Origin of the sequence: Providencia sp. PROV175 (assembly GCF_032707045.1) — a bacterium.
Taxonomy (GTDB): domain Bacteria; phylum Pseudomonadota; class Gammaproteobacteria; order Enterobacterales; family Enterobacteriaceae; genus Providencia; species Providencia hangzhouensis.
In genome coordinates, this window is sequence record NZ_CP120533.1 from 1814215 (window position 1) to 1839484 (window position 25270).

General features: G+C 40.1%; 21 protein-coding genes. 16 read left to right on the plus strand and 5 right to left on the minus strand.

What is annotated here, in order from left to right; genetic code table 11:
* Nucleotides 1-199: 199 nt before the first annotated feature.
* From P3L44_RS07960 to P3L44_RS07975, 4 genes are all read right to left on the minus strand, one after another.
* The gene (locus tag P3L44_RS07960) at nt 200-1219 is read right to left on the minus strand and encodes a hypothetical protein (protein WP_272662587.1); all 1020 of its coding nucleotides are present in this window, start codon (nt 1217-1219) and stop codon (nt 200-202) included.
* A gap of 20 nt (nt 1220-1239) precedes the next feature.
* Nucleotides 1240-2235: a hypothetical protein gene (locus P3L44_RS07965; RefSeq protein WP_272662585.1), complete on the minus strand. Its 996-nt coding sequence runs from the start codon at nt 2233-2235 to the stop codon at nt 1240-1242.
* Nucleotides 2236-2485: 250 nt separating this feature from the next.
* A complete protein-coding gene (locus tag P3L44_RS07970; RefSeq protein ID WP_272662584.1) occupies nt 2486-7150 on the minus strand; it encodes a tetratricopeptide repeat protein in 4665 nt (1554 codons plus the stop codon).
* Nucleotides 7151-7506: 356 nt separating this feature from the next.
* On the minus strand, nt 7507-8427 hold the full coding sequence (locus tag P3L44_RS07975; protein ID WP_036957974.1) for a DMT family transporter: 921 nt from the start codon (nt 8425-8427) through the stop codon (nt 7507-7509).
* 101 nt (nt 8428-8528) lie between these two features.
* Here P3L44_RS07975 and P3L44_RS07980 point away from each other — a divergent pair, with 101 nt between their 5' ends.
* The 12 genes from P3L44_RS07980 to P3L44_RS08035 all read left to right on the plus strand — a co-directional run bounded on the left by P3L44_RS07980 (nt 8529) and on the right by P3L44_RS08035 (nt 20235).
* Complete coding sequence (locus P3L44_RS07980) at nt 8529-9341, plus strand: helix-turn-helix transcriptional regulator (protein WP_004257268.1); 813 nt, start codon at nt 8529-8531, stop codon at nt 9339-9341.
* A gap of 86 nt (nt 9342-9427) precedes the next feature.
* A complete protein-coding gene (pdxB, locus tag P3L44_RS07985; protein ID WP_272662583.1) occupies nt 9428-10561 on the plus strand; it encodes a 4-phosphoerythronate dehydrogenase PdxB in 1134 nt (377 codons plus the stop codon).
* 85 nt (nt 10562-10646) lie between these two features.
* Nucleotides 10647-11657 carry an aspartate-semialdehyde dehydrogenase gene (locus P3L44_RS07990; protein ID WP_272662581.1) on the plus strand — a complete coding sequence of 337 codons (1011 nt, stop codon included), beginning with the start codon at nt 10647-10649 and terminating at the stop codon, nt 11655-11657.
* Nucleotides 11657-12472, plus strand: coding sequence for a tRNA pseudouridine(38-40) synthase TruA (truA, locus tag P3L44_RS07995; RefSeq protein WP_272662580.1), 816 nt, complete (start codon nt 11657-11659; stop codon nt 12470-12472). Before P3L44_RS07990 ends, truA begins: the two co-directional genes overlap by 1 nt.
* A 65-nt stretch (nt 12473-12537) precedes the next feature.
* Nucleotides 12538-13224 carry a DedA family protein gene (locus tag P3L44_RS08000; protein WP_140172358.1) on the plus strand — a complete coding sequence of 229 codons (687 nt, stop codon included), beginning with the start codon at nt 12538-12540 and terminating at the stop codon, nt 13222-13224.
* A gap of 104 nt (nt 13225-13328) precedes the next feature.
* Complete coding sequence (gene accD, locus P3L44_RS08005) at nt 13329-14300, plus strand: acetyl-CoA carboxylase, carboxyltransferase subunit beta (RefSeq protein WP_004257287.1); 972 nt, start codon at nt 13329-13331, stop codon at nt 14298-14300.
* Nucleotides 14290-15579, plus strand: coding sequence for a bifunctional tetrahydrofolate synthase/dihydrofolate synthase (folC, locus tag P3L44_RS08010; RefSeq protein WP_110591922.1), 1290 nt, complete (start codon nt 14290-14292; stop codon nt 15577-15579). The genes accD and folC overlap by 11 nt, the downstream gene beginning before the upstream one ends.
* Nucleotides 15580-15584: 5 nt before the next feature.
* The gene (gene dedD / locus P3L44_RS08015; protein WP_272662579.1) at nt 15585-16226 is read left to right on the plus strand and encodes a cell division protein DedD; all 642 of its coding nucleotides are present in this window, start codon (nt 15585-15587) and stop codon (nt 16224-16226) included.
* A 179-nt stretch (nt 16227-16405) separates the two neighbouring features.
* Nucleotides 16406-16909 carry a colicin V production protein gene (gene cvpA / locus P3L44_RS08020; RefSeq protein ID WP_004257304.1) on the plus strand — a complete coding sequence of 168 codons (504 nt, stop codon included), beginning with the start codon at nt 16406-16408 and terminating at the stop codon, nt 16907-16909.
* A 14-nt stretch (nt 16910-16923) separates the two neighbouring features.
* Nucleotides 16924-18441: an amidophosphoribosyltransferase gene (purF, locus tag P3L44_RS08025; RefSeq protein WP_004257307.1), complete on the plus strand. Its 1518-nt coding sequence runs from the start codon at nt 16924-16926 to the stop codon at nt 18439-18441.
* Nucleotides 18442-18733: 292 nt separating this feature from the next.
* Nucleotides 18734-19558 carry a YwqG family protein gene (locus tag P3L44_RS08030; protein ID WP_272662578.1) on the plus strand — a complete coding sequence of 275 codons (825 nt, stop codon included), beginning with the start codon at nt 18734-18736 and terminating at the stop codon, nt 19556-19558.
* A 104-nt stretch (nt 19559-19662) separates the two neighbouring features.
* On the plus strand, nt 19663-20235 hold the full coding sequence (locus tag P3L44_RS08035) for a UbiX family flavin prenyltransferase (protein WP_272662577.1): 573 nt from the start codon (nt 19663-19665) through the stop codon (nt 20233-20235).
* Nucleotides 20236-20238: 3 nt separating this feature from the next.
* Here the strand turns inward: P3L44_RS08035 and P3L44_RS08040 are convergent, their stop codons facing one another.
* A complete protein-coding gene (locus tag P3L44_RS08040) occupies nt 20239-21150 on the minus strand; it encodes a TIGR01777 family oxidoreductase (RefSeq protein WP_094962708.1) in 912 nt (303 codons plus the stop codon).
* Nucleotides 21151-21548: 398 nt separating this feature from the next.
* Here P3L44_RS08040 and yfcD point away from each other — a divergent pair, with 398 nt between their 5' ends.
* From yfcD to P3L44_RS08060, 4 genes are all read left to right on the plus strand, one after another.
* Complete coding sequence (gene yfcD / locus P3L44_RS08045; protein ID WP_004257328.1) at nt 21549-22091, plus strand: NUDIX hydrolase YfcD; 543 nt, start codon at nt 21549-21551, stop codon at nt 22089-22091.
* A 238-nt stretch (nt 22092-22329) separates the two neighbouring features.
* Nucleotides 22330-23574: a M24 family metallopeptidase gene (locus P3L44_RS08050; RefSeq protein ID WP_117162388.1), complete on the plus strand. Its 1245-nt coding sequence runs from the start codon at nt 22330-22332 to the stop codon at nt 23572-23574.
* Between the two features lie 10 nt (nt 23575-23584).
* On the plus strand, nt 23585-23782 hold the full coding sequence (locus P3L44_RS08055; RefSeq protein ID WP_004912288.1) for a DUF3311 domain-containing protein: 198 nt from the start codon (nt 23585-23587) through the stop codon (nt 23780-23782).
* Complete coding sequence (locus P3L44_RS08060; protein ID WP_272662575.1) at nt 23779-25221, plus strand: sodium:solute symporter; 1443 nt, start codon at nt 23779-23781, stop codon at nt 25219-25221. Before P3L44_RS08055 ends, P3L44_RS08060 begins: the two co-directional genes overlap by 4 nt.
* Nucleotides 25222-25270: the final 49 nt, after the last annotated feature.

Below are 25270 nucleotides of genomic sequence, written 5' to 3' on the forward strand. Positions count from 1 at the left end.
AAGTATTGTTGATATCATTTGAAATATTGCTAACTATCATGGTTCTGAACCTCAATTATTAAAAAGTAAATTACTTAATGGATTATTGGTTAGAGTCGCATTTAAAGCCAGCCAAGCGCCATGATAACAGAAACCACCTAATTCAGTAGGTGGTTTAAATAATAGTAAAATACAAATCTAGTGAAAATAAAAATACGTGTTAATCCCGTAATGGGATAAATACAGGCATTGATTTGTTATGCAATGGTTGGTCGTATACATCGCTAATTATTGTGTCTTGTGGAAATTCAGCCATGATAGATGATAATAAGGATTCAAAGTCTTTATTATTTCCATTACCATCAGTGAAATTGAATTCATCAGCTCTCTCGTTAATGCTAGTTTTAATTGACATTATTTTTGATTTTTTATTCATAATTTCAATAATTAATGGTGTTATTTCTGAGGAAATTGATTTTTTGTCTTTATTTTCTGAATGAGTATAAATATATTGAGAAATCTCTTTTTCTGTCTGAACAATTTGTTTTTCTAACGAATGAATATCATTGATATATTCTAGTATCTCTGAGTGTTCTTTTGAACTGTACATTTTAGTTAAACTCCCTAACTGTTCAGTTAAGTCTAATAATGTATACATTTTTCCTTTAACTGTTTGATAATATGCATCTTCACCAACAGCAGACGAAGTTGATTTTAAAGGGATCTTTATATGAATGTTAGAAATTAAATTATTTAATTCATTTTTTAATAGTTTTTTTTCTACTGCTAGCATATATATGTTATCTTTTTTATCACCAACGTTATTGGCATAAGAGCCTATTTTACTTGGTTTAGAAGATGGATATAAGTGACTGTTTAATTCTAAACTAACAAACTTTTGGAGTGTTTTTGTTCTAAGGAATTCATCATGAAACTGAGTTGTTAATTCTTCAATGCTATCATGAGTTTTTTTCTCTTGAGCTAATGTCCTATTTTCAATAATATAATTGGCTAAATCTTCTTTTACACTCAATATGTCTTTTTCTAACTGGGAACGATTAATTAAATATGTAGACTGGTCGTAATATAAACCCGCTTCTTTTTTTATTTCTACATTGATACGCGCTTCAAGTTTATTGAATAATGTTTCTAATTTATTATCAATGTCTTTTTGGTATTTCTGTTGTCTATCAGGAGTAAGTTCTAATAATTTATCAATCGGGAGTATGTGATTATCCAATGTTTTTTGAGTATTAATTTTTATTTTTTTAAGTTACTAATTGACTGGTTTAATTCAGTTAATAATTTAAATTCTTTATTGTTTTGGTAGTCGCTCTCCTGATAGTTAAGGTAAAAGTCTTTATCTTGTTCAAAGTGGTTATGAATATCATCTAAGTATTCAAAGTTTTTGATTTTATCAAAACTATCATGTGAATATTGAATTTCTGTATATTGGGTGTTTAATTTTGTTGTGCATTTTATTAACTTATCGACTGTATGATTACTTGTTGAATGCATTATGCTATTGCTGTTAAGTTCTTTTAGCAGCTGTTCTATGTTGCTTTTACTTTTCTTGGCATCGGTATATAAATCATTCATATGACCTTCTGCATAGAATGTTTTTTCCATGAGTAAAAACCTATTTTGCACATTTTCAGTCATTTTCTGTGTGTATTGCTGAGACAATTGATAGCTATCGTTTAGATTAGAATTAAACTGATCAAGTTCTGTGCCTATAGCATTTTGAATAATCGGGTTCTTGTGATAAGAAATGTTATCAGGTAAGATAAATTTCTCTCTCATATTACTCAGTAGATTTAATAAGTCTGCTTTATATTGCTCAATTAAGTCGAAGGTATTAAGTTTAATAGATGACGAGGTTATAGGTAATGTATAATAATTTTCCATTTTTGTGTGTTTACTATGTAACTTTTGTAATACTTCAAAATTTTTTGTCTGCTTGTCAGCTTGTTCGATAAGTTTAAGTTCTAACTCTTGTAATTTGTACCATTCATCAGATTTACCCATCTTAAATATATCTTTTAAATTATCAATTTTAGCTAACAAATTATTAAATATTTTTTTGTTGTGTTCTGAGTTTTTGCTTATGTGCTCATATACCCCTTCTAGGTAAACGACATTTATTGATGGTTTCTTTCTAATTGACAAGGTTGCTGAATAGTCTATTTCTTTAAATATGTTTTGGTTTTTTATACTTCCTAATGATGCCCGATTTTTATTAAATGTAGAGCTCATAGTAAACACTCCGTGTTAATGGTTATTGAAATTTGCATATATATAGATGCCAATAAAATATAATCTAACAATAAGAAGTAGACTAATTTTTATTTTATATAAAAATGCGATTAGTATAATTTAAATTATTAGCAATGAAATTTTTAGCAATCTCATAAGTGGAGGGAATGATATTGTTTTATTTAGATATAAAAATGATAATTGTAGATAGGTTAAGGCGCTAAAGGAAGTTAGCGCCTTTATAATTCAATTATTGGTTAATTAGACTAAAATCCCACTCTTTTAGTGCGTTGATTGAGTCTTTGTCTTGGTATTTTGCGCCAAGTTCAAGGTAATCATGGGCTTTTTGGATATCGTCTTTACTTTTGGTACCGACCCAGCCGTTATAATACATATAAGCAAGTTTGTATTTTGCCATCGCATGGTGAGTACCTTGTTCGAGGTCTGTCATATCGTAATATTTTGCTGCACGGACATAATCTTTTGGCACACCTTGGCCAAAATAGAGCATATCCCCGGCTAAATGAGCGGTGTTACTGTCATTTTGTTGTGCGCCTAAATCAAAATAATAAAGCGCTTTCGGGAAGTCTTTTTCTATACCGCGCTCATTATCTTTACGATAAAGATTACCTAAAATATTATAAGCGCGAGGATAGCCATTTTTCCCTGCTAATTCATAATAATAGATCATCTTTTGGGTATCTTCAGGCACTCGTTCACCACGTGCATAAGCGATACCTAATGAGAAGGCTGACATTTTGTCGCCTGCCTCAGCTTCGATGCGCTGCTTTTCAATTTGCTCGGCGAAACGACCATATTTCTCATAGGCTTTTTCATCGGCAACTTGTTTTTCAATTGCTTGTTTATCTTGGGCTGAAAGTGTATCCATTAGCTCAATAGAACTTGGTTTTTTATCAAGTTGTAATGCATAGTAATAGGCTTGCTTGGCATCGCCTTTTTCTACATAAGCCTGATAAATTGCATCAAGTGCGTGAGTTGGGTGGTAATTTAACGAAATTTGATACCATTCGATGGCTTTGTTAATATTTTTATCAATATCACAATCGCCTTTTAAATAGAGGGTTCCCATCTCTTTGGAAAGACTTTCTGGATAATGAATATAGTGTTTGTCGGTATTTTTCTGGAAATTGCTTTTTTCAATCCATTCCTTCAAATACCGGCTTGCTTTATCCATATCCACATTATCGCTGTTTCCACAATATTGGCCAGGATAGTAGATTTGATAGAGTTTCTCCGTTGCGGCTAAATCACCTTTATCGTAAGCTTGTTGTAAATAAGTTAAGGCTTTAGCGTTATCACTATTTACGTAATAGTAATACAGATTAATTAAAGCTTTGGTACGAGTGTTTTCTTCACTTAGCAGCAGCGCTAAATATTTTTGTTCGTCTTTAGGGCGATTAAGCTCTCTTTTTTTATCTTTAATTCCATCTCGATACAAATCCACCAATGCATCGAAGGCATTATTAGAAACCTTATCATCAGCTGATTTCATACCCTCTTGTAGATATTGAATGGCTAAATCATATTCAGGAGAGCCAGAGAGAATTTTGTTATCATATAAATACGTTCTGGCTAGTTGAACTTTAGAGAACAAATCACCTTTTGCTGCACCTTCAACGTAATTCTGGCGTTTTTCTTGGTTATCCTTAGTAACCGAATCAAGCGGTTGATAAGCGGCTAAATTGCCAGCCTTGATACTTTTCTTATACCAATCTTGCGCCGCGAGATCTCTACCGCGCGAACTATACCAATCCCCGAGTTTAATATAAGCAGAGGTATCGCCTTTTTTGGCAGGAACAACGAGAGTTTCATAGACTTCAATATAATCATCAACCCGTTTTGGATTCGAATGTTTACGTAAATAAACGATGGCCTCATCCCAGTCAGGTTCCATTACCCAAGCGTTTTTTTCTTCATTTAGCACGCCCATATATCGCATCTCACTATAGAGAGCGATTGCGTGGTCATTACCTTCATCACTAGCTTGTTTCAGGTATTTAGCCGCTTCAAGGCGATCTTCTTTGACACCTTGGCCATAGAAATAAGCTCGACCCACTTTGTATTTTGCTGAAGGACTTTCATTGAGCATTTTCATGCCAATGTCATAATCATCCATATATTTGATGAATTCATTGCCCCAGCTTCCTGCTTTAAGGTAATACTCACGTGCTTTTTGCCGATTAGGCTCAACAAGCTGGCTGCCATTTAAATACTGATGTGCCAGTTTACGGGTATAGTCTTTACTGCCAATCGCTGCTAATTGGTCGTAATAACCTAGGATTTTTGCTTTATTTGCATTGAGATATTGATCCTGTTGGTAATAATCAATGAGTTCTTCAAGTGCACTTTCTTGATTGAATTTTGCACTTTTCTCTAAATATTCAAGCCACTTTTTCTGGTCGACTTTTTGCCCATAATTACCATATTTGTAAGCATTGGCGAGCGTACGTAACGCATCAGGGTCATTCTGTTTCGCTTTTAGTTGAATATTGGCAAATGAAGCTTTGGCTTTTTCAATTTCTCTTTTACGTGATTTTAAAAAGCTAAAATCAGGGTCAGAAATTTGGTTGTAATAGAAAAGGGCGGTATCATAATTGGCATCTTCGCCGTAGTTACCTTCTTGATATATTTCCCCTAATTCATATAAGCAGCGGTTATTTTTGAGTGGCGCACATTTTTTATATTGAGGAACTAAATCTTTTGCGGTAAGCCCAGTAATTTGCTGGAAGCGAGATTTGTAATACGCCTTATCATTGTGATAAGTAACGCCATCAAGGTTTTGCGCGATATATAAATAAGCAGATGCACTACCCAATTCTGCAGCTTTTAAAATATAATCGTACAATGGTTTTATTTCAGCATCACTTAAGGTATCAACATTAGTTAATTGAGTGAGTTTGTTTATCCCATATAAATAGGTGATATCAGCATCATTATTAATCAGCGGTTCAATTAATTTTTGAGCTTCAGCATGGTTATCATATAAAGCCATTTTGACTAATAACGCTTTTGTGTCAGCGCGATTTAAACCTGCTTTTAATAAAATATCTTTAGCGATTTGTAACTGACTTGGAAGTAATTCGGCTTGTGCTTGAGATGAATGGAGCACATTGACTATTAGGTTAGCTATTTTATTGGTTTCTGTTGGCCGGTATTTTAATAATGCTGCAGCATAATAAACCTGGCTATTATAATTTTGTTTGATTGATTTTTCATATAAATCAAAGGCCTGATCACTATTTTTCTCTGCATCTTCTTTTAGTAAATAGTCAGCATACAAATAAGCTAAGGCGTAATTTTCGCGTTTAATGACATCGTTTTTGAGGATATCGACAATCGTTTTTTCATCGATAAGTGCTTTAATATCATAGCGATAATATACTTGAACTAATAAGCGATCGGCTGTTGATGGGTAATCGTTTTCATTAAGGTTGTCGATGAGTAATTTAGCGGCTTTCTGCACATCCTGCTTAGTACCAAAAGCATTAATATAATAACGCGCTAATTGCATCTGAGCATCATAAGTGGGGTCTATGCGATTTGCTTTTTCTAAAGCAGCGAAGGCTTTTTCTGGCGAAAATAATGGGCTACCTTTAGCACTATAAACTTCACTTGCTACCACTAAAGCATCTGCGGAGTTCGGGTATTTTTCCATTAAAATAGGAGTGTATTTGGCGACAATACCACTCAGTTTTTTGTTTGGAAAATCGTAACTGGAGATTGCTCTCTCGTTGATGGTAACAAGTGCGTTTAAGTCGCCAAGATCTGCGGCAGCGGTGAGATATTTTTCAGCTAAAGCGTCATTTCGCTTAACATCGCTAAATGTACGGCCAGAATACACGTTATAGGCTTGATACATCGCGGGAGGGTATTGGCCATCAGCGGCATCAGTTAAATCCTGAATGCGGTCGGTGTCAGCTTTGTAATTTAAATATAAGGCTTTAGGGTGTTTAGCTTCCACAAGCGGTCGCAGATAAACTATCGCACGGTTTTTATTTCTCCGCACGCCATCGCCGGTCATATATTTTTGGTACAAAGCATAGATGGCGTTCTCATCACCACGGCTCGCCCGTTCTTCTAAATTAGTGATGACTTTTTGTTTTTCTTCTTCTGTTTGTGAACCATACAATGATAAAGCCCCTGGCTCTAATTCACTTGCGTCAGAAATGTATTCTAATGCAGAGGAAAAAGAGAGGCGTTCATATTTTTTGGCTAACAGCGGATTTGGTGGTACGCCGTTACCACCTTCTTCATATATCGACGCGAGTAACATCGCGGGTAAGGGAAAGTCGTTGCTGACAAGCGGTGTTAATATTTCAACGGCTTTCTTACTGTCATTTTCAAAGTCATGAGCGATATAGCCCAAAGCAAATTTTGCCAGTTTTGAACCTTGGTTAGAAGCCAACGTAAAATATTGGCGAGAAAGTTCGATATTTTGTGGAACTTGTTCGTATTTATCAGCTAAATAAATACCCCCAATCATTTCTTGTGCTTCTTTGACACCGAGATCAGCCGCTTTAGTTAAAGAAATTAAACCGTTTTCATCAGTAGAAGTGTCTTCTATTAGGTGTTTATAACGAAAAAAGCCAAGGTTATATAATGCATTTTTATTGTTATCTTCCGCCGCTTTAATTAGCCAGTTTTGGGCTGCCACATCATCAGTTTTTGTGCCAATACCCTCTTTATACATCATGGCTAAGGCAAAAGCGGATTGTGAGTCTTTATCTGCGTTTTTTTGGAATTGTTCAAATGCAGCTTGAGATTCACCTTGTTGATATAAGTCGTAGCCTAATTGTGAGGGAGAGGATGAGTTGGTGGTATTGATGAAATAAATGCCAATGGCTACAGCAATTATTATCAATATGAACAACCCAACTTTGAACGGCTTAGTCATTGTCATTCCTTATTATGGTGGTTACTTGCCACGATCCATTTAGGTTTATCGCATTATCACGGCTTATTGAGTGGAGTTAATACTCCTAAAGGGGTATTTAATTTTGCTTAAGTCTAATTGGAATTCCAGAAGATTCAATCGGATTATCCTCTATCTGAAAAACGGTAATTCGATAAATCATATCAATGGTGGGCGAATTAAAGGTGATTTGAGAGGGATTTAAAATGTCACAAAGTATTAATGGTAAGGAATATGAAGGGGAAATAAACAAAGGAATGGCGAGGATTTCAAACATAGCCCCACAAAGTGGGGCATATGAGTGACGACATTGCATTTATTGCTTTTGTAATTCTATTCTACTGGCAAGAATCTTCTTGAACCACCTTTTTTTCACGGCGGAATAATTCTGTCAGTGGTGTACGTAATTGTTGCGCTAACATTACCCCGAGTAATACCACACCACCACCGATTAAATGGTAGCTTTTAAGTTCTTCACCCAAGGCGAAAATAGCGATAATGGCAGTGAAAACGGGAGCTAGGTTCATAAAAATAGAGGTTGTATTCGCACCAAGGCGCATAACACCTTGGATCCACAATGCCGGAGCAACAATGGAGGCGGCAATCCCTGCAAATACCACTAAACCGATATTTTGGCTGTTCAGAGAGACATCTTCAGCTAGCAAGAAATTAGGGAGTAGCATGATAACGCCAAAGAAAACCTGAACGTACAGCGAGTCCCAACTAGATAATTGGATTGACCAACGCTTAGTCAGTACACCGTACAGGGCGTATGCAGCTGACGCAACCAACATCATGGCTTCCCCTTGACCTAAGCCTTGAGAAAATAACGCACTTGGGCTTCCTTGGCTCACTAACCATACTAATCCACATAATGAAAGAATTGAGCCTAATATAATCCCCACAGTAGGAATAACGCGTAGCACAAAGATACTAATAATTACTGTTAGTAATGGGATCATTGAATTCATAATTCCCATAAAGGTCGCACTTACGCTGTGAGCCGCATAATAAGCTAAACTTTGGTATAGCATCATCCCTAGCGCGCCTAAAATGGCGAGTTGCCACCAATGTTTCATAACCGTTTTAAAGTTTCGGAGCACCGAACGTAATACGAAAGGAGTCATGACAAGAAATGCCAATGCCCAACGGTAAAATGAGATTGCCGCAGGGTCAATGGCAGTGGATGCCGCTTTGTTAACAATGGCATTAATTGACCATAATAAAACCGCAATCAGCGGAAAAAGAAGATTCTTCATTAAAACATTCTCCCATATTGAATGGGCGCTAGTATACATCTGTCCGATTTTTTATATATACTGATAACCAGACAACCGATAACGCTTTTCAGACAGGAACCATGGAAAACTTAAAATCAGACATTTGGCAAATCAGTGAATGTAATATCGCAGAGCCTGAATTGGTGGCTTTTCGGCACGAGCAAACCGCGGCCCTCACTGAGTATAAATCCCATTCACACCCTTTTGGGCAAATGCTGTATGTGGTCTGTGGCATTATGGAAATGGAGGTGGCTGGTCAACATTATCTAGCGCCGCCAGAGTTTTGCATTTGGATCCCAGCGAACATTCCCCATGCTAGCTTTAATAAAGAAAGTGTCAAATTTCGGATCATCGATTTTTCTCATGAATATAACCAAGTGCTTGCCCAGCGGCCTTGTGTGATTAAGCTTAGCCCTATATTTCAGTCAATTATGACGGATATGTACCAACGCGGTATTGTTCAGCCTGAAACAGAGCAAGACTTACGTTTGGCTCATGTGCTGATTGACCAATTTCCATTGTCCCCTTGCCAAGATACTTATTTGCCTATTTCAAAAGACAAATTTCTTGCCCCAATCTTACTAGAGTTACAAAGCGACCCAGCCGATAACACGACGTTAGCACAATGGGCAAAACGCTATTATACATCGGAACGCACGTTATCAAGACGCTGCCAGCAAGAATTAGGTATGTCGTTTAGTGAATGGCGTCAACGCTTGCGATACTTACATGCCGTTGCCGGGTTAGAAAAGGGGAAAAGTGTCCATGAAGTCGCATTGGATGTTGGGTATAGCTCGGCATCCGCCTTTATTGCGATGTTCCAGCAGATATCAGGTGTCACACCAGACCGTTTTCGAGCGAAAGAATTTGACGTAGAAGGCAACCTCTCATAGGCATCTGTCTTAAACCGTGGCAAAATATTGTTCCACTTATCTATATAACGACACAATACAAAAAAGTTATTGATTGGGACAACAGCGTGAAAATTTTAGTCGATGAGAATATGCCATATGCTCAAACTTTATTTAGCGAGCTTGGTGAAGTGAAAGCAGTACCGGGACGTCCTATACCAGAACAAGAATTAATTGATGCAGATGCATTAATGGTGCGTTCTATCACTAAGGTTAATGAATCACTGCTTGGTAATACGCCAGTTAAATTCGTTGGAACCGCGACAGCCGGTTTTGACCATATTGATACCGAGTGGTTATCGGCGGCAAATATTGGTTTTTCATCAGCGCCGGGTTGTAATGCGATAGCCGTTGTTGAATATGTTATTTCTTCACTATTATTACTAGCGGAACGTGATAACTTTGATTTGCGTGATAAAACAGTAGGGATCATAGGTGTCGGTAATGTCGGAGGGCGTTTAGCTGCAAGGTTATCGGCTTGGGGCGTCAAAACATTACTCTGCGATCCGCCACGTGCAGCCAAGGGGGATGACGAGTCATTCGTTTCTTTTGATGATATCCTTGAGCACGCTGATGTCATTACCTTTCATACTCCGCTGAATATGTCAGGCGAATATAAAACTTTCCATTTAATGGATGAAACGCATTTAGAAAAATTGCGCGATGGTACCATTTTAATTAACGCAAGTCGGGGTGAGGTGGTTGATAATAAAGCCCTATTATCTGTACTTAACCGGGGAAAAAAACTGAGCGTTATCTTAGATGTGTGGGAGCCAGAGCCTGATTTAGATACGGCACTTTTAGCATTAGTGGATATTGGCACGCCGCATATTGCAGGCTATACGCTAGAAGGTAAAGCCCGAGGAACGACGCAAGTTTATGAAGCTTACTGCCAGTTTCTCGGCAAATCGTCACAAGTTTCTCTTTCATCATTACTGCCTAAGCCAGATATCAATCAATTGACTTTCAATGGTAAATTAACGCAAAACCAGCTCAAAAGGTTAGTGCATCTCGTGTATGATGTGCGCCGAGATGACGCTGCGTTAAGAGCGGTTGCAGGGGGCAAAGGCGAATTTGATAAACTGCGCAAAAATTACCAAGAACGCCGTGAATGGTCATCCCTTGAAATTATTTGTGATCATGAACAAACGGTATCGCAGCTGAATGCGCTGGGTTTTAAGACTCGTTTAACCCACGCATAATAAATGTAGTTAAAATGAACATCTAATTAAATAGCCCCTAATAATTGGGGGTTGTTTGATTTTTTTATTTTTTAGAGGAATAGCCATGACTGAAGGTTGGAATATTGCAGTATTGGGCGCAACCGGTGCTGTAGGTGAAGCGATTATTTCACTGTTACAAGAAAGAGAATTCCCAGTCGGCGAATTGTATTTACTTGCCAGCGAGCGTAGTGCAGGGGAGAGCGTACGCTTTAATGGTAAAAGTATTCAAGTTGAAAATGTGGCCGATTTTGATTGGTCACAGGCACAAATAGCCTTTTTTGCTGCCAATGAAGGTGTGAGCCTAGAATATGCCGATTTGGCAGCGCAAGAAGGGTGCATTGTTATCGATACTAGCGGTGTTTTTGCCCAAGAACCGGATGTGCCGTTGGTCGTGCCAAATGTGAATCCGCACGTGCTAGCTGATTATCGCAACCGTAATATTATTTCATTGGCAGATAGCTCGGTAAGCCAACTATTAACAGCAATTAAACCGCTGGTGGATGCCGCAGGGTTAGGGCGTATTACCTTAACAAATATGCTGTCGGTTTCCAGTTATGGTAAAGCTGCCGTCGACGAACTGGCCGGGCAAAGTGCGCGTTTATTAAATGGTATCCCTGCAGAAGAAGGTCGTTTTAGTAAGCAACTCGCGTTCAATATGTTGCCATTACTGGCTGACATGGAAGGCAGTGTGGTTCACGAACGTCGTTTGGTTGAGCAAGTGCGTAAGGTACTGCAAGACGATGGTTTGCCAGTGGCGGTGAGCTTTATCCAATCCCCTGTTTTTTATGGTAATGCACAAGTTGTTCATTTAGAAACATTGCGCCCAATGAGTGCAGAAGAAGTTAACGATGAACTTGAACGTTTTGAAGATATTCAGGTCTCAGAAGAGGGTGATTATCCTACACAGGTGACTGAAGCGTCAGGTAATGACCAATTAAGCATTGGTTGTGTACGTAATGACTATGGCATACCTGAAATTTTACAATTTTGGTCAGTGGCTGATAACGTGCGTTTCGGTGGGGCATTGATGGCGGTAGAAACAGCAGAAAAACTGGCTCAGGAGCTGTTTTACTAATGTCTAAGCCTACACAGTTGTATCGAATCGCATTAGGTATTGAATACAACGGCAGTCGTTATTTTGGTTGGCAGCGTCAGCAAGAAGTGAAAAGTATTCAAGGTTGTTTAGAAGAAGCCTTGTCAAAAATTGCAGCGGAGCCAATTAGCGTGTTTTGCGCAGGGCGCACAGATGCAGGCGTTCATGCTACAGGGCAAGTGGTGCATTTCGAAACCTCTGCCATCCGCAAAGAAGCGGCTTGGACTATGGGGGCGAATACGCATTTGCCCTCTGATATTGCTGTCCGCTGGTGTAAACCGGTGGCCGAGGAGTTTCATGCACGCTTTAGTGCAACAGCGCGTCGATATCGCTACGTGATTTTTAATCACCGTTATCGGCCAGCAATTTTATCGAGTGGCGTAACGCACTTTCATTATCCACTCGATGAAAAAAGAATGCATGGAGCGGCACAGGCGCTATTGGGTGAGCGTGATTTTACCTCATTCAGAGCAGTCCAGTGTCAGTCGAAGTCGCCATGGCGTAATGTGATGCATGTGAATGTCAGTCGCCACGGTCATTATGTGGTGGTAGATATCAAAGCCAATGCGTTTGTTCACCATATGGTGAGAAATATTGTCGGAAGTCTGTTGGAGATTGGTTGTGGCAATCAAAACATTGATTGGATGGCGCATCTTCTTGAGTTAAAAGACCGTACCAAGGCAGCTGCAACCGCAAAAGCGGAAGGGCTGTATTTAGTGAGTGTCGATTACCCAGAGAAATTTGAGTTACCTCAGAATGTGATGGGGCCGCTTTTTCTGGCAGATGAACTGATGTAAAGCGAATTTTTATTTATCTCATAATTTTTGTAAATAGCATGGATGCTATTATCAATGAGGATTTTATGGAATTTATCACTTTTATTATCGACTTTATTTTACACATCGATGTCCATCTTGCTGAACTGGTCAGAGATTATGGTACATGGGTCTATGGTATCCTATTTCTGATCCTATTTTGTGAAACAGGGTTAGTGGTCACACCATTTTTACCTGGAGATTCGTTATTATTTGTTGCTGGCGCGATTGCGTCATTAGACAGCAATGACCTGAATGTCCATTTAATGGTCGCTTTAATGATTACGGCAGCGATTATTGGTGATGCTGTAAACTACGCAATTGGGCGTATTTTTGGTGAGAAATTATTCAGAAATCCAGACTCGAAGATTTTTCGTCGTGTTTATTTAGATAAAACTCATGCTTTTTATGAAAAACATGGCGGTAAAGCGATTATACTGGCACGCTTTGTGCCGATAGTCAGAACTTTTGCACCATTCGTTGCAGGAATGGGGAAAATGTCTTATCGTCACTTTGCTTTTTATAATGTGACGGGCGCGTTTATTTGGGTATTATTATTCACTTATGCGGGTTATTTCTTTGGTGAATTACCGTTCGTGCAAAACAATTTGAAATTACTGATAGTCGCGATTATCTTTGTTTCAATTCTGCCGGGTGTGGTTGAAATTATTCGTCATCGTCGAATAGCGGCGAAAGAAAAGCGTGCGGCAGCGCAAAAAATCGATAACCGCTAAGCGGTTTAACAAGTTTTTATCTACAGTGAGATATCATTGTGGTTTAATGGCAAAAAATTACATACTGGTGATAACCAGAGTGAATCAGACAAAAAGGTCCATTAATGAGCTGGATTGAAAAAATTTTAAAGAAAGGTAACTTGACCCAATCACACAAAGCCAATATCCCTGAAGGGGTTTGGACCAAATGCGATAGCTGCGGGCAAGTATTATATGGTGCTGAATTAGAGCGTAATTTATCCGTGTGTCCAAAATGTGACCACCATATGCGAATTCACGCACGTCAGCGCTTAGAAACCTTCCTTGATGAAAACTCAACAACGGAATTGGGCAGTGAACTTGAGCCAAAAGATATTCTTAAGTTCAAAGATTCAAAAAAATATAAAGACCGTATTGCTGCTGCGCAAAAAGAAACAGGTGAAAAAGACGCGATCATCGTGATGAAAGGCACGTTGAAAGGTATGCCTGTGGTGGCTGCGGCGTTTGAGTTCGCTTTTATGGGCGGTTCAATGGCCTCTGTTGTTGGCGCGCGTTTCGTGCGTGCAGTGGAGCAAGCTCTGGAAGATAACTGCCCGTTGGTTTGTTTCTCTTCAAGTGGCGGTGCGCGTATGCAAGAAGCGCTGTTATCATTGATGCAGATGGCAAAAACCAGTGCAGCTTTGGCAAAATTGCAAGAACGTGGTTTACCTTACATCTCTGTATTGACCGACCCAACCATGGGTGGGGTGTCTGCAAGTTTAGCGATGTTAGGGGATATTAATGTGGCAGAGCCGAAAGCATTAATTGGTTTCGCAGGGCCACGTGTTATCGAACAAACGGTTCGTGAAAAGTTACCGCAAGGTTTCCAACGCAGTGAATTCTTACTTGAGAAAGGTGCGATTGATATGATAGTTCGCCGCCCTGAGATGCGTGATCGCTTAGCTGAAGTGTTAGCGATGTTAACCAATAAACCAAGCTTTAATGACACGCCTATCATCGTAGCGGAAACGGTTGAAATCGACATTAACGCCGTTGATGAACTTGATGCCCAAGAGCCAAAAAAGGATTCTGAAAAGCATAAAAAAGATGATGAGTAATCTAATCATTCCTAATGCCAAGTCTCCATTGGAGGCTTGGCTTTCTTATCTCACCGACTTACATAGTCAAAATATTGATATGGGGTTGGAGCGAGTCGGTCAAGTTGCTAGGAAAATGAACCTAACGCAACCTGCACCTAAAGTTATCACTGTCACTGGGACCAACGGAAAAGGGACAACTTGCCATACGCTAGAGTCTATTTTTATGGCATCTGGGTTAAAAGTTGGGGTTTACAGTTCACCGCACCTTATTCGTTATACCGAACGCGTTCGTATTCAAGGCCAAGAGCTCCCTGAGTCTGATTTCTGTGAAGCATTTGCCACAATTGAAGCACAACGTGCAGATATTTCTCTCACCTATTTTGAATACGGCACCTTGGCGGCGTTACAATTATTTAAGCAAGCTAAACTCGATATTGTGATTTTAGAAGTCGGTTTAGGCGGTCGGTTAGATGCGACCAATGTCGTTGATGCGGATATTGCGGCGATCACCAGTATTGCCTTAGACCATACAGATTGGTTAGGTGCAGACCGTGAACATATTGGTTATGAAAAAGCCGGTATTTTCCGCAAAAATCACTATGGAGTGGTCGGTGAACCGGACATGCCTGCTTCAATTGCCCAAGTGGCTGAGCAGCTAGGTACACAGCTATTTCGCCGTGGTACGGATTGGCAATACAGTGAGCAAGCAAATAGCTGGTCATGGAAAAGTTCACAGCGTGAATGGCATGATTTACCGTTACCCAATGTACCTTTAGCGAACGCAGCAACAGCGCTGGGTGTGGTGAGTTGCTTATTGGAAATTGATGCTGATATTGCCCAAAAAGTGACTGAGTCCGCTATTCATCAAGGTTTGAAATCTGCTCAATTACCGGGGCGCTTCCAAATTATTGGTGAAAAACCGTTAATGATATTGGATGTAGCGCATAACCCCCATGCCGCAGGGTACTTAGTCAGTAAATTAGCGGCCTTACCGGAAACTAAAAACCGTCGCATTCTCGCGGTGGTAGGGATGCTAGGCGATAAAGATATCAAAGGGACGCTTGAGTGCTTATCACAACAAGTCACCGACTGGTACCTTGCGCCATTAACTGAGTTTAGGGGAGCAGATGTGGCCCAACTTAGTCAATATTTACCCACAGCTAACCAGTTTGAAAGCGTAGAAAAAGCGTGGCAGCAAGCTTGCGTCGATGCTAATGAGCAAGATGTGATTGTGGTGTGCGGGTCATTTCATACCGTCGCTCACGTTATGATGTTATTGGAAAATCAAGAAGGATAGTGCCGGTGGCTAGTAAATTTCAGAATCGACTTGCTGGCGCCATTGTGCTTGTTGCAGTGGGGGTCATTGTGCTTCCTGCTCTGCTTGATGGCGATAAGAAATACAATGAAAATGAATTTGCGGCCATTCCTATTATCCCTAAACCAGGTGATGAAGAAGACATTGAGGCAATAGCGCCTATTGTAAGTACGACAACAACAGCTTCTTCAGAAGGGGCTTCTGAAGCCATGTTATCAGAAGCGATTACGCAGCAGCAAAACGAACAGGTTGAAACACGGCCATCGACGACAACTCCCGCACCAAGCGTAGTTGAACCCACAAAGCCAGAACCGAAGCCTGAGCCTAAAGTTGAGCCGAAGCCACAACCGAAACCTGAACCTAAGCCCGAGCAGAAATCTCAGCCACAAGGCAAAGCATTTGTGGTGCAAGTCATCGCATTGAACAATGCGAGTAAAGTTGAGGAGATAGTCGCACAGCTCAGGTTGTCTGGTTACCAAGTTTATACTGTTCCTGCAAAACCAGTGAATAATAAACTCACGCGGATTTACGTAGGGCCTGAGGCCTCAAGGCAAAGGCTAGAAGCGGCTTTACCAGAACTGAATAGGATTACGGGAACAAAAGGGATAATTCAAAGCTATAAACCTTAAAATAGAATTTAAATAATCCCTAAAAGGTAAGGGGATTTAGTAACTTACTGCGGCGATTATGATTTTTTCTTTTCGCCGCTATTTTTTTTAATTTGATAGAAAAATGGTTACGCAAACGTTTTCGTTTTCTGTTAGAATGCACTTCGCTGATGTCGCGAGTGCGAATTTTGGAATGGAATATGGTCTGGATAGATTACACAATTATCGCCATTATTGGCTTCTCGGCATTAGTTAGCTTGATCCGTGGGTTTGTACGAGAGGCGCTCTCACTGGTTACATGGGGCTGTGCTTTTTTTGTTGCAAGTACGTTTTATCCTTATTTAGCTGACTATTTTACTCGCTTTGAGGATGTGCTGGTTAGAAATGGCATTGCTATCGCCGCACTGTTTATTGCCACTTTGATTGTTGGCGCAGTCGTAAACTATGTGATTAGCTCATTAGTACAAAAAACGGGGTTGTCAGGCACAGATCGTGTTCTGGGGATCTGCTTCGGTGCGTTGCGTGGTGTATTGATTGTTTCGGCATTGCTGTTTTTTCTCGATACCTTTACACCATTACCTCAAAGTGAGGACTGGCAGCGTTCGGAACTTATTCCGCAGTTCAGTCATATAATCAGGTGGTTTTTTGACTACCTGCAAAATGCGTCAAGTTTCCTACCGGAGAACATTTCTCCGTCTGGCTGATGAGGAAAGACTAAATGTGCGGTATTGTCGGTATCGCCGGTGTTACACCGGTAAACCAATCAATTTATGATGCTCTCACGGTGCTTCAACATCGTGGGCAAGATGCAGCAGGTATTGCCACTATTGATGGCAAAAACAACATTCGTTTACGCAAAGCAAATGGCCTTGTTAAAGATGTGTTTGAAACACGTCATATGCTGAGATTACAGGGCTGCATGGGGTTAGGGCACGTCCGTTACCCAACGGCAGGTAGCTCAAGTGCTTCCGAGGCGCAACCTTTCTACGTAAACTCACCTTTTGGTATTACACTTGCGCATAATGGTAATCTGACAAACGCTCATGAACTCACTCGGAGTTTATTTGAAACAGCGCGCCGCCATGTTAACACCACTTCTGATTCTGAAATATTACTGAACGTATTAGCCCATGAGCTGGATAGGTTTGATCATTTCCCTCTCGAGCCAGACAATGTTTTCAGTGCTGTGTCCGCGATGCACAAAAAATTACGCGGTGCGTATGCTTGTGTGGCATTAATTATTGGCCATGGCATGTTAGCCTTCCGTGATCCTCACGGTATTCGTCCGTTAGTATTAGGGCGCCGCATTACTGAAAGTGGTGAACATGAATATATGGTCGCTTCTGAAAGTGTTGCGCTTGATACTTTAGGTTTCGAGTTTTTACGCGATGTGGCGCCTGGCGAAGCGGTATATGTGACAGAAAAAGGCCAATTATTTACACGCCAATGTTCTGATAACCCGCAATTAACCCCATGTATTTTTGAGTATGTCTATTTTGCTCGCCAAGACTCTTTTATTGATAAAGTGTCTGTGTATAACGCAAGGTTACGTATGGGGCAAAAACTGGGCGCTAAAATTGCTCGCGAATGGGAAGACTTAAACATCGATGTGGTAATTCCTATTCCAGAAACATCGTGTGATATCGCCTTAGAAATCGCGCATATTCTTGATAAACCGTACCGCCAAGGTTTCGTGAAAAACCGCTATGTAGGCCGTACATTTATCATGCCGGGTCAGCAAGAGCGTCGCAAATCAGTCCGTCGTAAGCTCAATGCGAACCGTGCAGAGTTTCGTGATAAAAACGTCTTACTCATTGATGACTCCATTGTTCGCGGCACAACATCTGAGCAAATCGTTGAACTCGCGCGTGAAGCCGGAGCAAAAAATGTTTACTTTGCCTCAGCGGCACCCGAAGTGCGTTTCCCAAACGTATATGGCATTGATATGCCAAATGCAAATGAATTGATTGCACACGGGCGCGAAGTGGATGAAATTCGCAAACTTATCGGCGCAGATGGGCTAATTTTCCAAGATTTAACGGATTTAGTCGACGCGGTGCGTGAAGAAAACCCTGAAATTACAGAATTTGAGTGTTCCGTGTTTGATGGCATTTATGTGACCAAAGATATCGACCAAAGTTATTTAGACTACCTAGAAAACTTACGAAAAGACGATGAGTTAAAGTTGAAGGATCAGAGTGAGGTTGAAGACCTAGAGATTTATAACGAAGGCTAAATTTTCGTCAATTTTCGTCATAGTTTGGGCTACAGCGTTGTTGGCTTCACAAATTCGCCCTAGTCACGTAGTTTTCTACGCTCCTAGGGTCTCTTTGCTAGCCGCCTAGCTGTAACCCTAACTATATAGAAAATCCACAGTGATTCTGATTTTTCCCATCTTTAATCTGTAGCCTAAAATATCAAGAAAACTATGACGTCAAATGAAGGCCTAAGTTACAGTTATATCTGATTTAAAATACGTAAAAATCGAGTAAGCTAGAGGGACATTAACTGCCTATTTGGAGCGATATATGGCTGATTTCAACTCCCTTCCTGATGTGATTAAACCTTTTGTAGATAAAATCAAATCCACTAAAAAATCCCTTGTTGAAATGACGTTAACCCCAGTTGAAGACTATATTTTATGGGATAGTCGTGTTGGGGGAATGCCGTATTTGCCACTAAATGAAAAATATCCGACGAATATCGAAGGGATGCCACTCAAGTTGCTTGCCCAAATTAACTTTGCACAAATGCCTATATTAGAAAATTACCCTGAAAAGGGGATTTTACAGTTTTTTATTGGTGGTGATGACTTATATGGAGCCGACTTTGAACACAGGCAAAAACAGGAAGATTTCCGCATTATTTATTGGGAAGATATTATTGAAGATGCCAGCCAATTAACTCAAGATTTTTCTGCCGTGATTGCGGCTCATTCCGATGATTACTATACCCCTATAGATCACCAATACAGTATTGAATATACGCCTGCGGAACAGTTCATCAGCATCGATGATTTCCAATTTGGTCAGAAAATATTAGGGGTTGATAACCTCTATGATTATGAAGAGCAATTTGAAGGGGAAGATTTTTACGATGAATGGGTTGAGCCCTACAGTGATACGTTTGAATCAGGGGCACACTGCATCGGCGGCTATCCGTTTTTCACTCAAACCGACCCAAGAGAATACGAAGAAGATATTCAACAATATGAATTGCTTCTACAAATAAATACCGATTATGAAATAGGGATCATGTGGGGAGATATGGGAGTCGGTAATTTCTTTATTCACCCAGATGACCTGAAAAAAAGAGATTTTAGTCGAGTCGTGTATAATTGGGATTGTGGCTGATGGCTTAAATTTTCGTTATAGGTAGGATTGCAGCATTGTTGGTATCTGCAATTTTAGTGAATATTGTATATAATGCGCTGAGTTATCGTGAATAGGGCAGCGAAATGAAAAAACTGATCATTGGGTTAACTGGCGCGAGTGGGGCTATTTATGGCGTCCGTTTGCTTGAAGTGTTGAAGCCTGTCAAAGAGGTAGAAACCCATTTAGTGATGAGTGCGGCCGCCCGTCAAACATTAGCACTTGAAACAACTTACACGGTGAAAGACGTTCAACAGTTAGCCGACCATAACTATGACAGTCGTGATATTGCTGCAGCGATTTCTTCCGGTTCGTTCCGTACTGCTGGGATGGTGATCATGCCCTGCACCATGAAAACGTTATCAGGTATTGTTCACAGTTATACTGATACGTTGGTCACTAGGGCGGCGGACGTAGTGCTTAAAGAAGGTAAAAAATTGGTGTTAGGTGTACGCGAAACGCCATTGCACGTCGGCCATTTACGTTTGATGGTGCAAGCGGCGGAGATGGGAGCCGTGATTATGCCTCCCATGCCTGCGTTTTATCACCAGCCTGAAACTATTCAAGATATTATTGACCAAACAGTTAATCGTATCCTTGATCAGTTTGATATCGAACTGGAACAAGACCTATTTCATCGTTGGCAGGGGGCGAAATAACCCTTACTCATCAGTATGTGGAATAAGTAAGTCAGTTAGTGCTTCTTTTAACTCGATATGTTCAAATTGAAAGCCTGCCTCTTCTAACCGTTTGGGGATCGCCTGTTGGCCACCCAATACCAGCGCTGCGGATTCCCCCATGATGGCTTTAATCACAAAAGCGGGCGTTCGTACAAATGAAGGGCGATTAATAACTTCACCTAATGTGGCGGAAAATAGGTCATTATGGACTGGATAAGGTGAGGTCATATTAAAGGGGCCAGAAAGCGTTGGGTTATCTAATAGAAAACAAATTGCACGAACCATATCGTTGATATGTATCCACGGCATGTATTGTTTCCCGTCACCAATTGGCCCACCTGCACCCATTTTAAAAATAGGGAGAATTTTGGCAAGTAAACCGCCATTCGCTGATAACACAAGGCCAGTGCGTAATAAACAAACGCGAGTTTTTTCTGACTGAGCATTAGCGGCTAAAGCTTCCCAATGCTGTGTGAGTTGGTGAGTAAATTCATCATGGGGCTGTTCGTCTTCGGTAACGACCGATTGGCCCTGATTGCCATAATAGCCGACAGCAGAGCCCGATAAAAATACCCGGGGAGGGGTTTCACTGGCTGTGATTAACTCACTAAGCTGCTGAGTTAACTTCCAACGGCTATCACACAGTAACTTTTTTTGTTCCTCTGTCCAGCGCTTATCAGCAATAGGTTCGCCTGCTAGGTTAATGACAGCATCGAAGTCATTTAAGTGGGTTTTACCATTGAGAGACGTCCAGCACTCAACAGCCTTGCAAAACTGGCTATAAACTTTTTGTGGAGAGCGGCTTAATACAGTAACCTGATGCTCAAGAGAAATCAGTTTTTGGATTAGTGGTGTTCCGATTAGCCCGGTGCCGCCTGTTATGAGTATCTTCATCGCCATCCCCGTCATATTTCAAACTGCAGCGTTGTTGCTTACGTTTTGTCACCTTAGTCACATACTTGTGTATGCTCCTAAGGCTGCCATCTCTTGGCGCCTAGCTGCAATTTGAACTATTTAGGGGATATCCCTGAGATCAGTAACAAACTACAGCGTTATGATTTAACTATAGCATTTGTGAACACAATTTGTATGATTTGCTTAGCCTGCCTTTAAAAAATTCGGTTTCATTATCACTGTAATAAGAAGTGCTTTTTATGATGGCAACCAATCACAAATTCAGCTAGGATCATTTTCATAGGTGCGGATCAATGCAGATTGGTATTGTCAGGCATACAATAATAATCAGTCTAATGATATAAGCAGTTTTAGCTTAAAAATAAAAGGTTTACAGGATGGAACAACAAACCGAAGTTGTTGAATGGGTCGATATTGTTGATGAAGACAATACTGTGATTGCTCAGGCAACACGTAGCCAAATGCGAGCAGAAAACCTACGTCATCGTGCAACTTACATTGTTGTTCATGACGGAATGGGCAAAATATTGGTTCAACGACGCACAGACATTAAAGATTTTCACCCCGGTTTCCTCGATGCAACAGCTGGAGGAGTGGTTACGCAAGGTGAAAACATTCTTGATTCTGCAAAGCGTGAAGCTGAAGAAGAGCTAGGTATTGCTGGCGTTCCTTTTGCTGAACATGGCCATTTTTACTTTGAAGATGCGCATTGTCGTGTATGGGGTGGGTTGTTTAGCTGTGTGAGTCATGGTCCATTTGCTTTACAAGAATCTGAAGTTGTTGAAGTCAGTTGGTTGACCCCTAAAGAGATCAGCGCGCGCTGTGATGAATTTACGCCAGATTCACTCAAAGCACTTTCCTTATGGTTAACTCGCAATAATGAGTTAGAAAAAACCATCACTTGTGCTGAAAATTCATAACCGATCAGATTTAAATTATTAAAGGGCTGTTTTATTTAGCCCTTTAATTTTTTTCTCCCAAAATCAAATCTCTAGCAAAGTTAATTTCTGGCTAATATATAACGATTAGTTATAACCAACTTGCATGCTAAACGATGTATTCATTTCCACACTAGATATAATGTGACAGAACTTAACATTTATCGTTTGCGATATGATGCACTGCTTGATGTATATATAACGCTTCGAGAGAATAAAAATGACAATTGATAAACAGAATACTTTTTTGAAACAACAACACCTTGAGAACGTAACCAATAAAGCTCGTGAGATTATGGAGCGTGAAGGAATTGAAGCATTAATCGCAACCGTGGGTGATAACTTCTATCACCTAACCGGTTTTGCGAGCTTCTTTATGTATACTTTCAGGCAAACAGGCTCTGCGATTGCGGTTATTTTTCGCGATCCTTCCATAGAATCATTGGTTATTATGAATGAATTTGAAGCAGCAAACTTGTCACTTCAAATGCCTAATGCAAAGATTAAAACATTTCCAATTTGGGTGGATGTAGACGACCCTTACAACCCGGAAAATGGCAAAGTGGTAAAACCAAGGCCAATTAATAGCCCAATAGAAACAATTTTCAATTTACTCAAAGAAGCGTTGTCTGAAGCGGGGGTTTATGGAAAACCGGTTGCGATTGAATTAAACCAAATTACACATACCGGTAAGGTATGGTTGGATAAGGTTATTCCTGGTTTAAATTTGGTTGATTCTTCGCCGTTATTTAATGAATTACGCATGATTAAAAGTGAGTGGGAAATTGCTCATCTCAGAAAATCCGCACAAATTACAGAAGCCGGTATCGCTGCTGCGAGTAAATTAATCAGGATTGGCTGTACTTCAGCGGAATTAACCGCTGCTTTTAAAGCTAAAGTGATGGAATTCCCTGAAACGAACTATAGTCGCTTCAATTTAATTTCAGTGGGCAGTGATTTTTCACCCAAAATGATCCCAGATGATCAACCAGCAAAAGAAGGTGACTTAATTAAATTTGACTGTGGTGTAGATGTGGCTGGTTACGGTGCTGATATTGCAAGGACATTTGTGGTTGGTCAACCGAATGAAAAAGTCGCTGATATTTATCAAACTATCTTAAAAGGTCATCAATATATGTTAAGCCGAGTTGCACCTGGCGTTGCATTAAGTGATGTTTTTAATGAAACAATGGCTCTCATTCGTTCTTCAGGTTTGCCTCATTATAATCGTGGGCACCTAGGTCATGGTGATGGGGTGTTCGTTGGGTTAGAGGAAGCCCCTTTTGTGAGCGCTGCGACGACAGAAATATTTAGAGCTGGGATGGTGATGAGTTTAGAAACGCCGTATTACGGGATTGGTGTTGGTGGCATTATGATTGAAGATATGCTGCTTATTACTGAAGACGGAGTAGAAATGTTAAGTCATTTGCCTCGTGAATTAATTTCTTTCGGGCCAGTGGAATAAGGGGTGGTATATGAAGTGGTATCATTATTTAGTTATTTTTCCAATCCTCGCATTAACCGTAGGTATCTATTATGCCAATCAAGTAGAGCCTTTTGTTATGGGCTTGCCATTTTTAATGTTCTGGATTGTCTCATGGGTGATTGTTACAGCCTTAGTTATGTTATTAATCAATGTATTAGATAATAAAAATACGAAGGAAACATCATGAGTTCCGCATTAATTATTATTACAATTTTTTTCCTATTTAGCATTTATCTTGCTATCCGTGCTAAAAAGGGCAAAACGATGGATCACGAAGGGTGGTCTGTCGGTGGGCGCAGCTATGGTGCATTGCTAGTTTTCCTTCTAAGTGCAGGGGAAATATATACCACGTTTACTTTTCTTGGTGGAAGCGGCTGGGCTTACGGTAAAGGACCTGCAATTTTATATACCTTAGCGGTCAATGCTTTTATGGGGATCTTTTTATACTGGGTACATCCAAGAGTATGGCGCTTTGCAAAAGATAATGATGTCAGAACGATTTCTGAGTTATTTACCAAGAAATACCAAAGCCCGGGGTTAGGGTTATTAATTAGCTTGATTTCTATTGCTGCGATGGTGCCTTTATTTGTTTTGCAGCTTAAAGGATTAGGCATTATTGTTTCACAAGCGTCTTATGGCGCAATTCCTGCAGATATTGCCATATGGATTGGAATTATTGCAGTGACGTTGTTTGTGATGATCTCCGGTATTCATGGGTCAGCTTGGACATCAGCACTGAAAGATTTAATGATTTTAATTGTGGTCGTATTTATTGGTATTTATATCCCACTTCATTATTACGGTAGCTTTGGGGAGATGTTTAAAGCGATAGATACGGCGATGCCAAGCTTTTTAACATTCTCCGAAACGGGTCTAAATATCCCTTGGTATATTTCCACAATATTCTTATCTGTGGTTGCCTATTTCTGTTGGCCACATTATATGGCTGCGGTATTTACGGCTAAAGATGAAAAATCCTTAAAACGCAATAGTATTTTAATTCCTGCCTATAGCTTAATTATGTTATTTGCATTTTTTGTGGGTTATGCGTCTATATTACAAATTCCGCATCTTGAAGGTTCAGCTGTGGATTTATCGTTGTTTGAGATATCTAAAAGCACCTTCTCACCTATTGTGGTCGGTTTTATTGGTGCTGCTGGAATGTTAACGGCACTCGTCCCTGGTTCAATGTTGCTACTAACCACCTCTAATATGTTAGCGGGAGTTGTACAAAAAGCGATGGGGGTGAGTGAAGAAAAACGCCAGTCTGGTGTTTATGCACGCTTTATGGTGCCTGTCGTTGCGTTAGTCAGCTTGTATTTTATTTTCCACAGTAACGATACCTTGGTGGCTATTATGTTACTCGGGGTCAATATTGTTGCGCAGTTTTTCCCAGCTTTGTTGATGAGTTTTAAACAGAAAAATCCAATGACCCCTGCGGGTGCTATTTGTGGCATTTCTGCGGGGGTTTTATTCCTTGCGGTAACCTATATAGAGAAAATTTCTTTAGCACAATTGTTCCCTTGGTTAGGAGAAAGTTTGAGCTTTATGAATATCGGTATTGCTGCATTTATTCTGAATATTATTGTTGCGGTAGTGGTTTCATTATTTACGCGTAAAAGATAGTTAAAAATAATCAGGCAATAAAAAAGCGCTCAGTTGAGCGCTTTTTAGC

What these genes read in the sequence shown, in the direction of transcription:
- folC (WP_110591922.1), top strand. Translation starts at nt 14,290, where the DNA reads ATGATGAGTAATCTAATCATTCCTAATGCCAAGTCTCCATTGGAGGCT.
- P3L44_RS08035 (WP_272662577.1), top strand. Translation starts at nt 19,663, where the DNA reads ATGAAAAAACTGATCATTGGGTTAACTGGCGCGAGTGGGGCTATTTAT.
- yfcD (WP_004257328.1), top strand. Translation starts at nt 21,549, where the DNA reads ATGGAACAACAAACCGAAGTTGTTGAATGGGTCGATATTGTTGATGAA.
- P3L44_RS07965 (WP_272662585.1), bottom strand. Translation starts at nt 2,235, where the DNA reads ATGAGCTCTACATTTAATAAAAATCGGGCATCATTAGGAAGTATAAAA.
- purF (WP_004257307.1), top strand. Translation starts at nt 16,924, where the DNA reads ATGTGCGGTATTGTCGGTATCGCCGGTGTTACACCGGTAAACCAATCA.
- P3L44_RS07975 (WP_036957974.1), bottom strand. Translation starts at nt 8,427, where the DNA reads ATGAAGAATCTTCTTTTTCCGCTGATTGCGGTTTTATTATGGTCAATT.
- P3L44_RS08050 (WP_117162388.1), top strand. Translation starts at nt 22,330, where the DNA reads ATGACAATTGATAAACAGAATACTTTTTTGAAACAACAACACCTTGAG.
- truA (WP_272662580.1), top strand. Translation starts at nt 11,657, where the DNA reads ATGTCTAAGCCTACACAGTTGTATCGAATCGCATTAGGTATTGAATAC.
- P3L44_RS07980 (WP_004257268.1), top strand. Translation starts at nt 8,529, where the DNA reads ATGGAAAACTTAAAATCAGACATTTGGCAAATCAGTGAATGTAATATC.
- cvpA (WP_004257304.1), top strand. Translation starts at nt 16,406, where the DNA reads ATGGTCTGGATAGATTACACAATTATCGCCATTATTGGCTTCTCGGCA.
- P3L44_RS07970 (WP_272662584.1), bottom strand. Translation starts at nt 7,150, where the DNA reads ATGACTAAGCCGTTCAAAGTTGGGTTGTTCATATTGATAATAATTGCT.
- P3L44_RS08000 (WP_140172358.1), top strand. Translation starts at nt 12,538, where the DNA reads ATGGAATTTATCACTTTTATTATCGACTTTATTTTACACATCGATGTC.
- accD (WP_004257287.1), top strand. Translation starts at nt 13,329, where the DNA reads ATGAGCTGGATTGAAAAAATTTTAAAGAAAGGTAACTTGACCCAATCA.
- P3L44_RS08030 (WP_272662578.1), top strand. Translation starts at nt 18,734, where the DNA reads ATGGCTGATTTCAACTCCCTTCCTGATGTGATTAAACCTTTTGTAGAT.
- P3L44_RS08040 (WP_094962708.1), bottom strand. Translation starts at nt 21,150, where the DNA reads ATGAAGATACTCATAACAGGCGGCACCGGGCTAATCGGAACACCACTA.
- P3L44_RS08055 (WP_004912288.1), top strand. Translation starts at nt 23,585, where the DNA reads ATGAAGTGGTATCATTATTTAGTTATTTTTCCAATCCTCGCATTAACC.
- P3L44_RS07990 (WP_272662581.1), top strand. Translation starts at nt 10,647, where the DNA reads ATGACTGAAGGTTGGAATATTGCAGTATTGGGCGCAACCGGTGCTGTA.
- P3L44_RS08060 (WP_272662575.1), top strand. Translation starts at nt 23,779, where the DNA reads ATGAGTTCCGCATTAATTATTATTACAATTTTTTTCCTATTTAGCATT.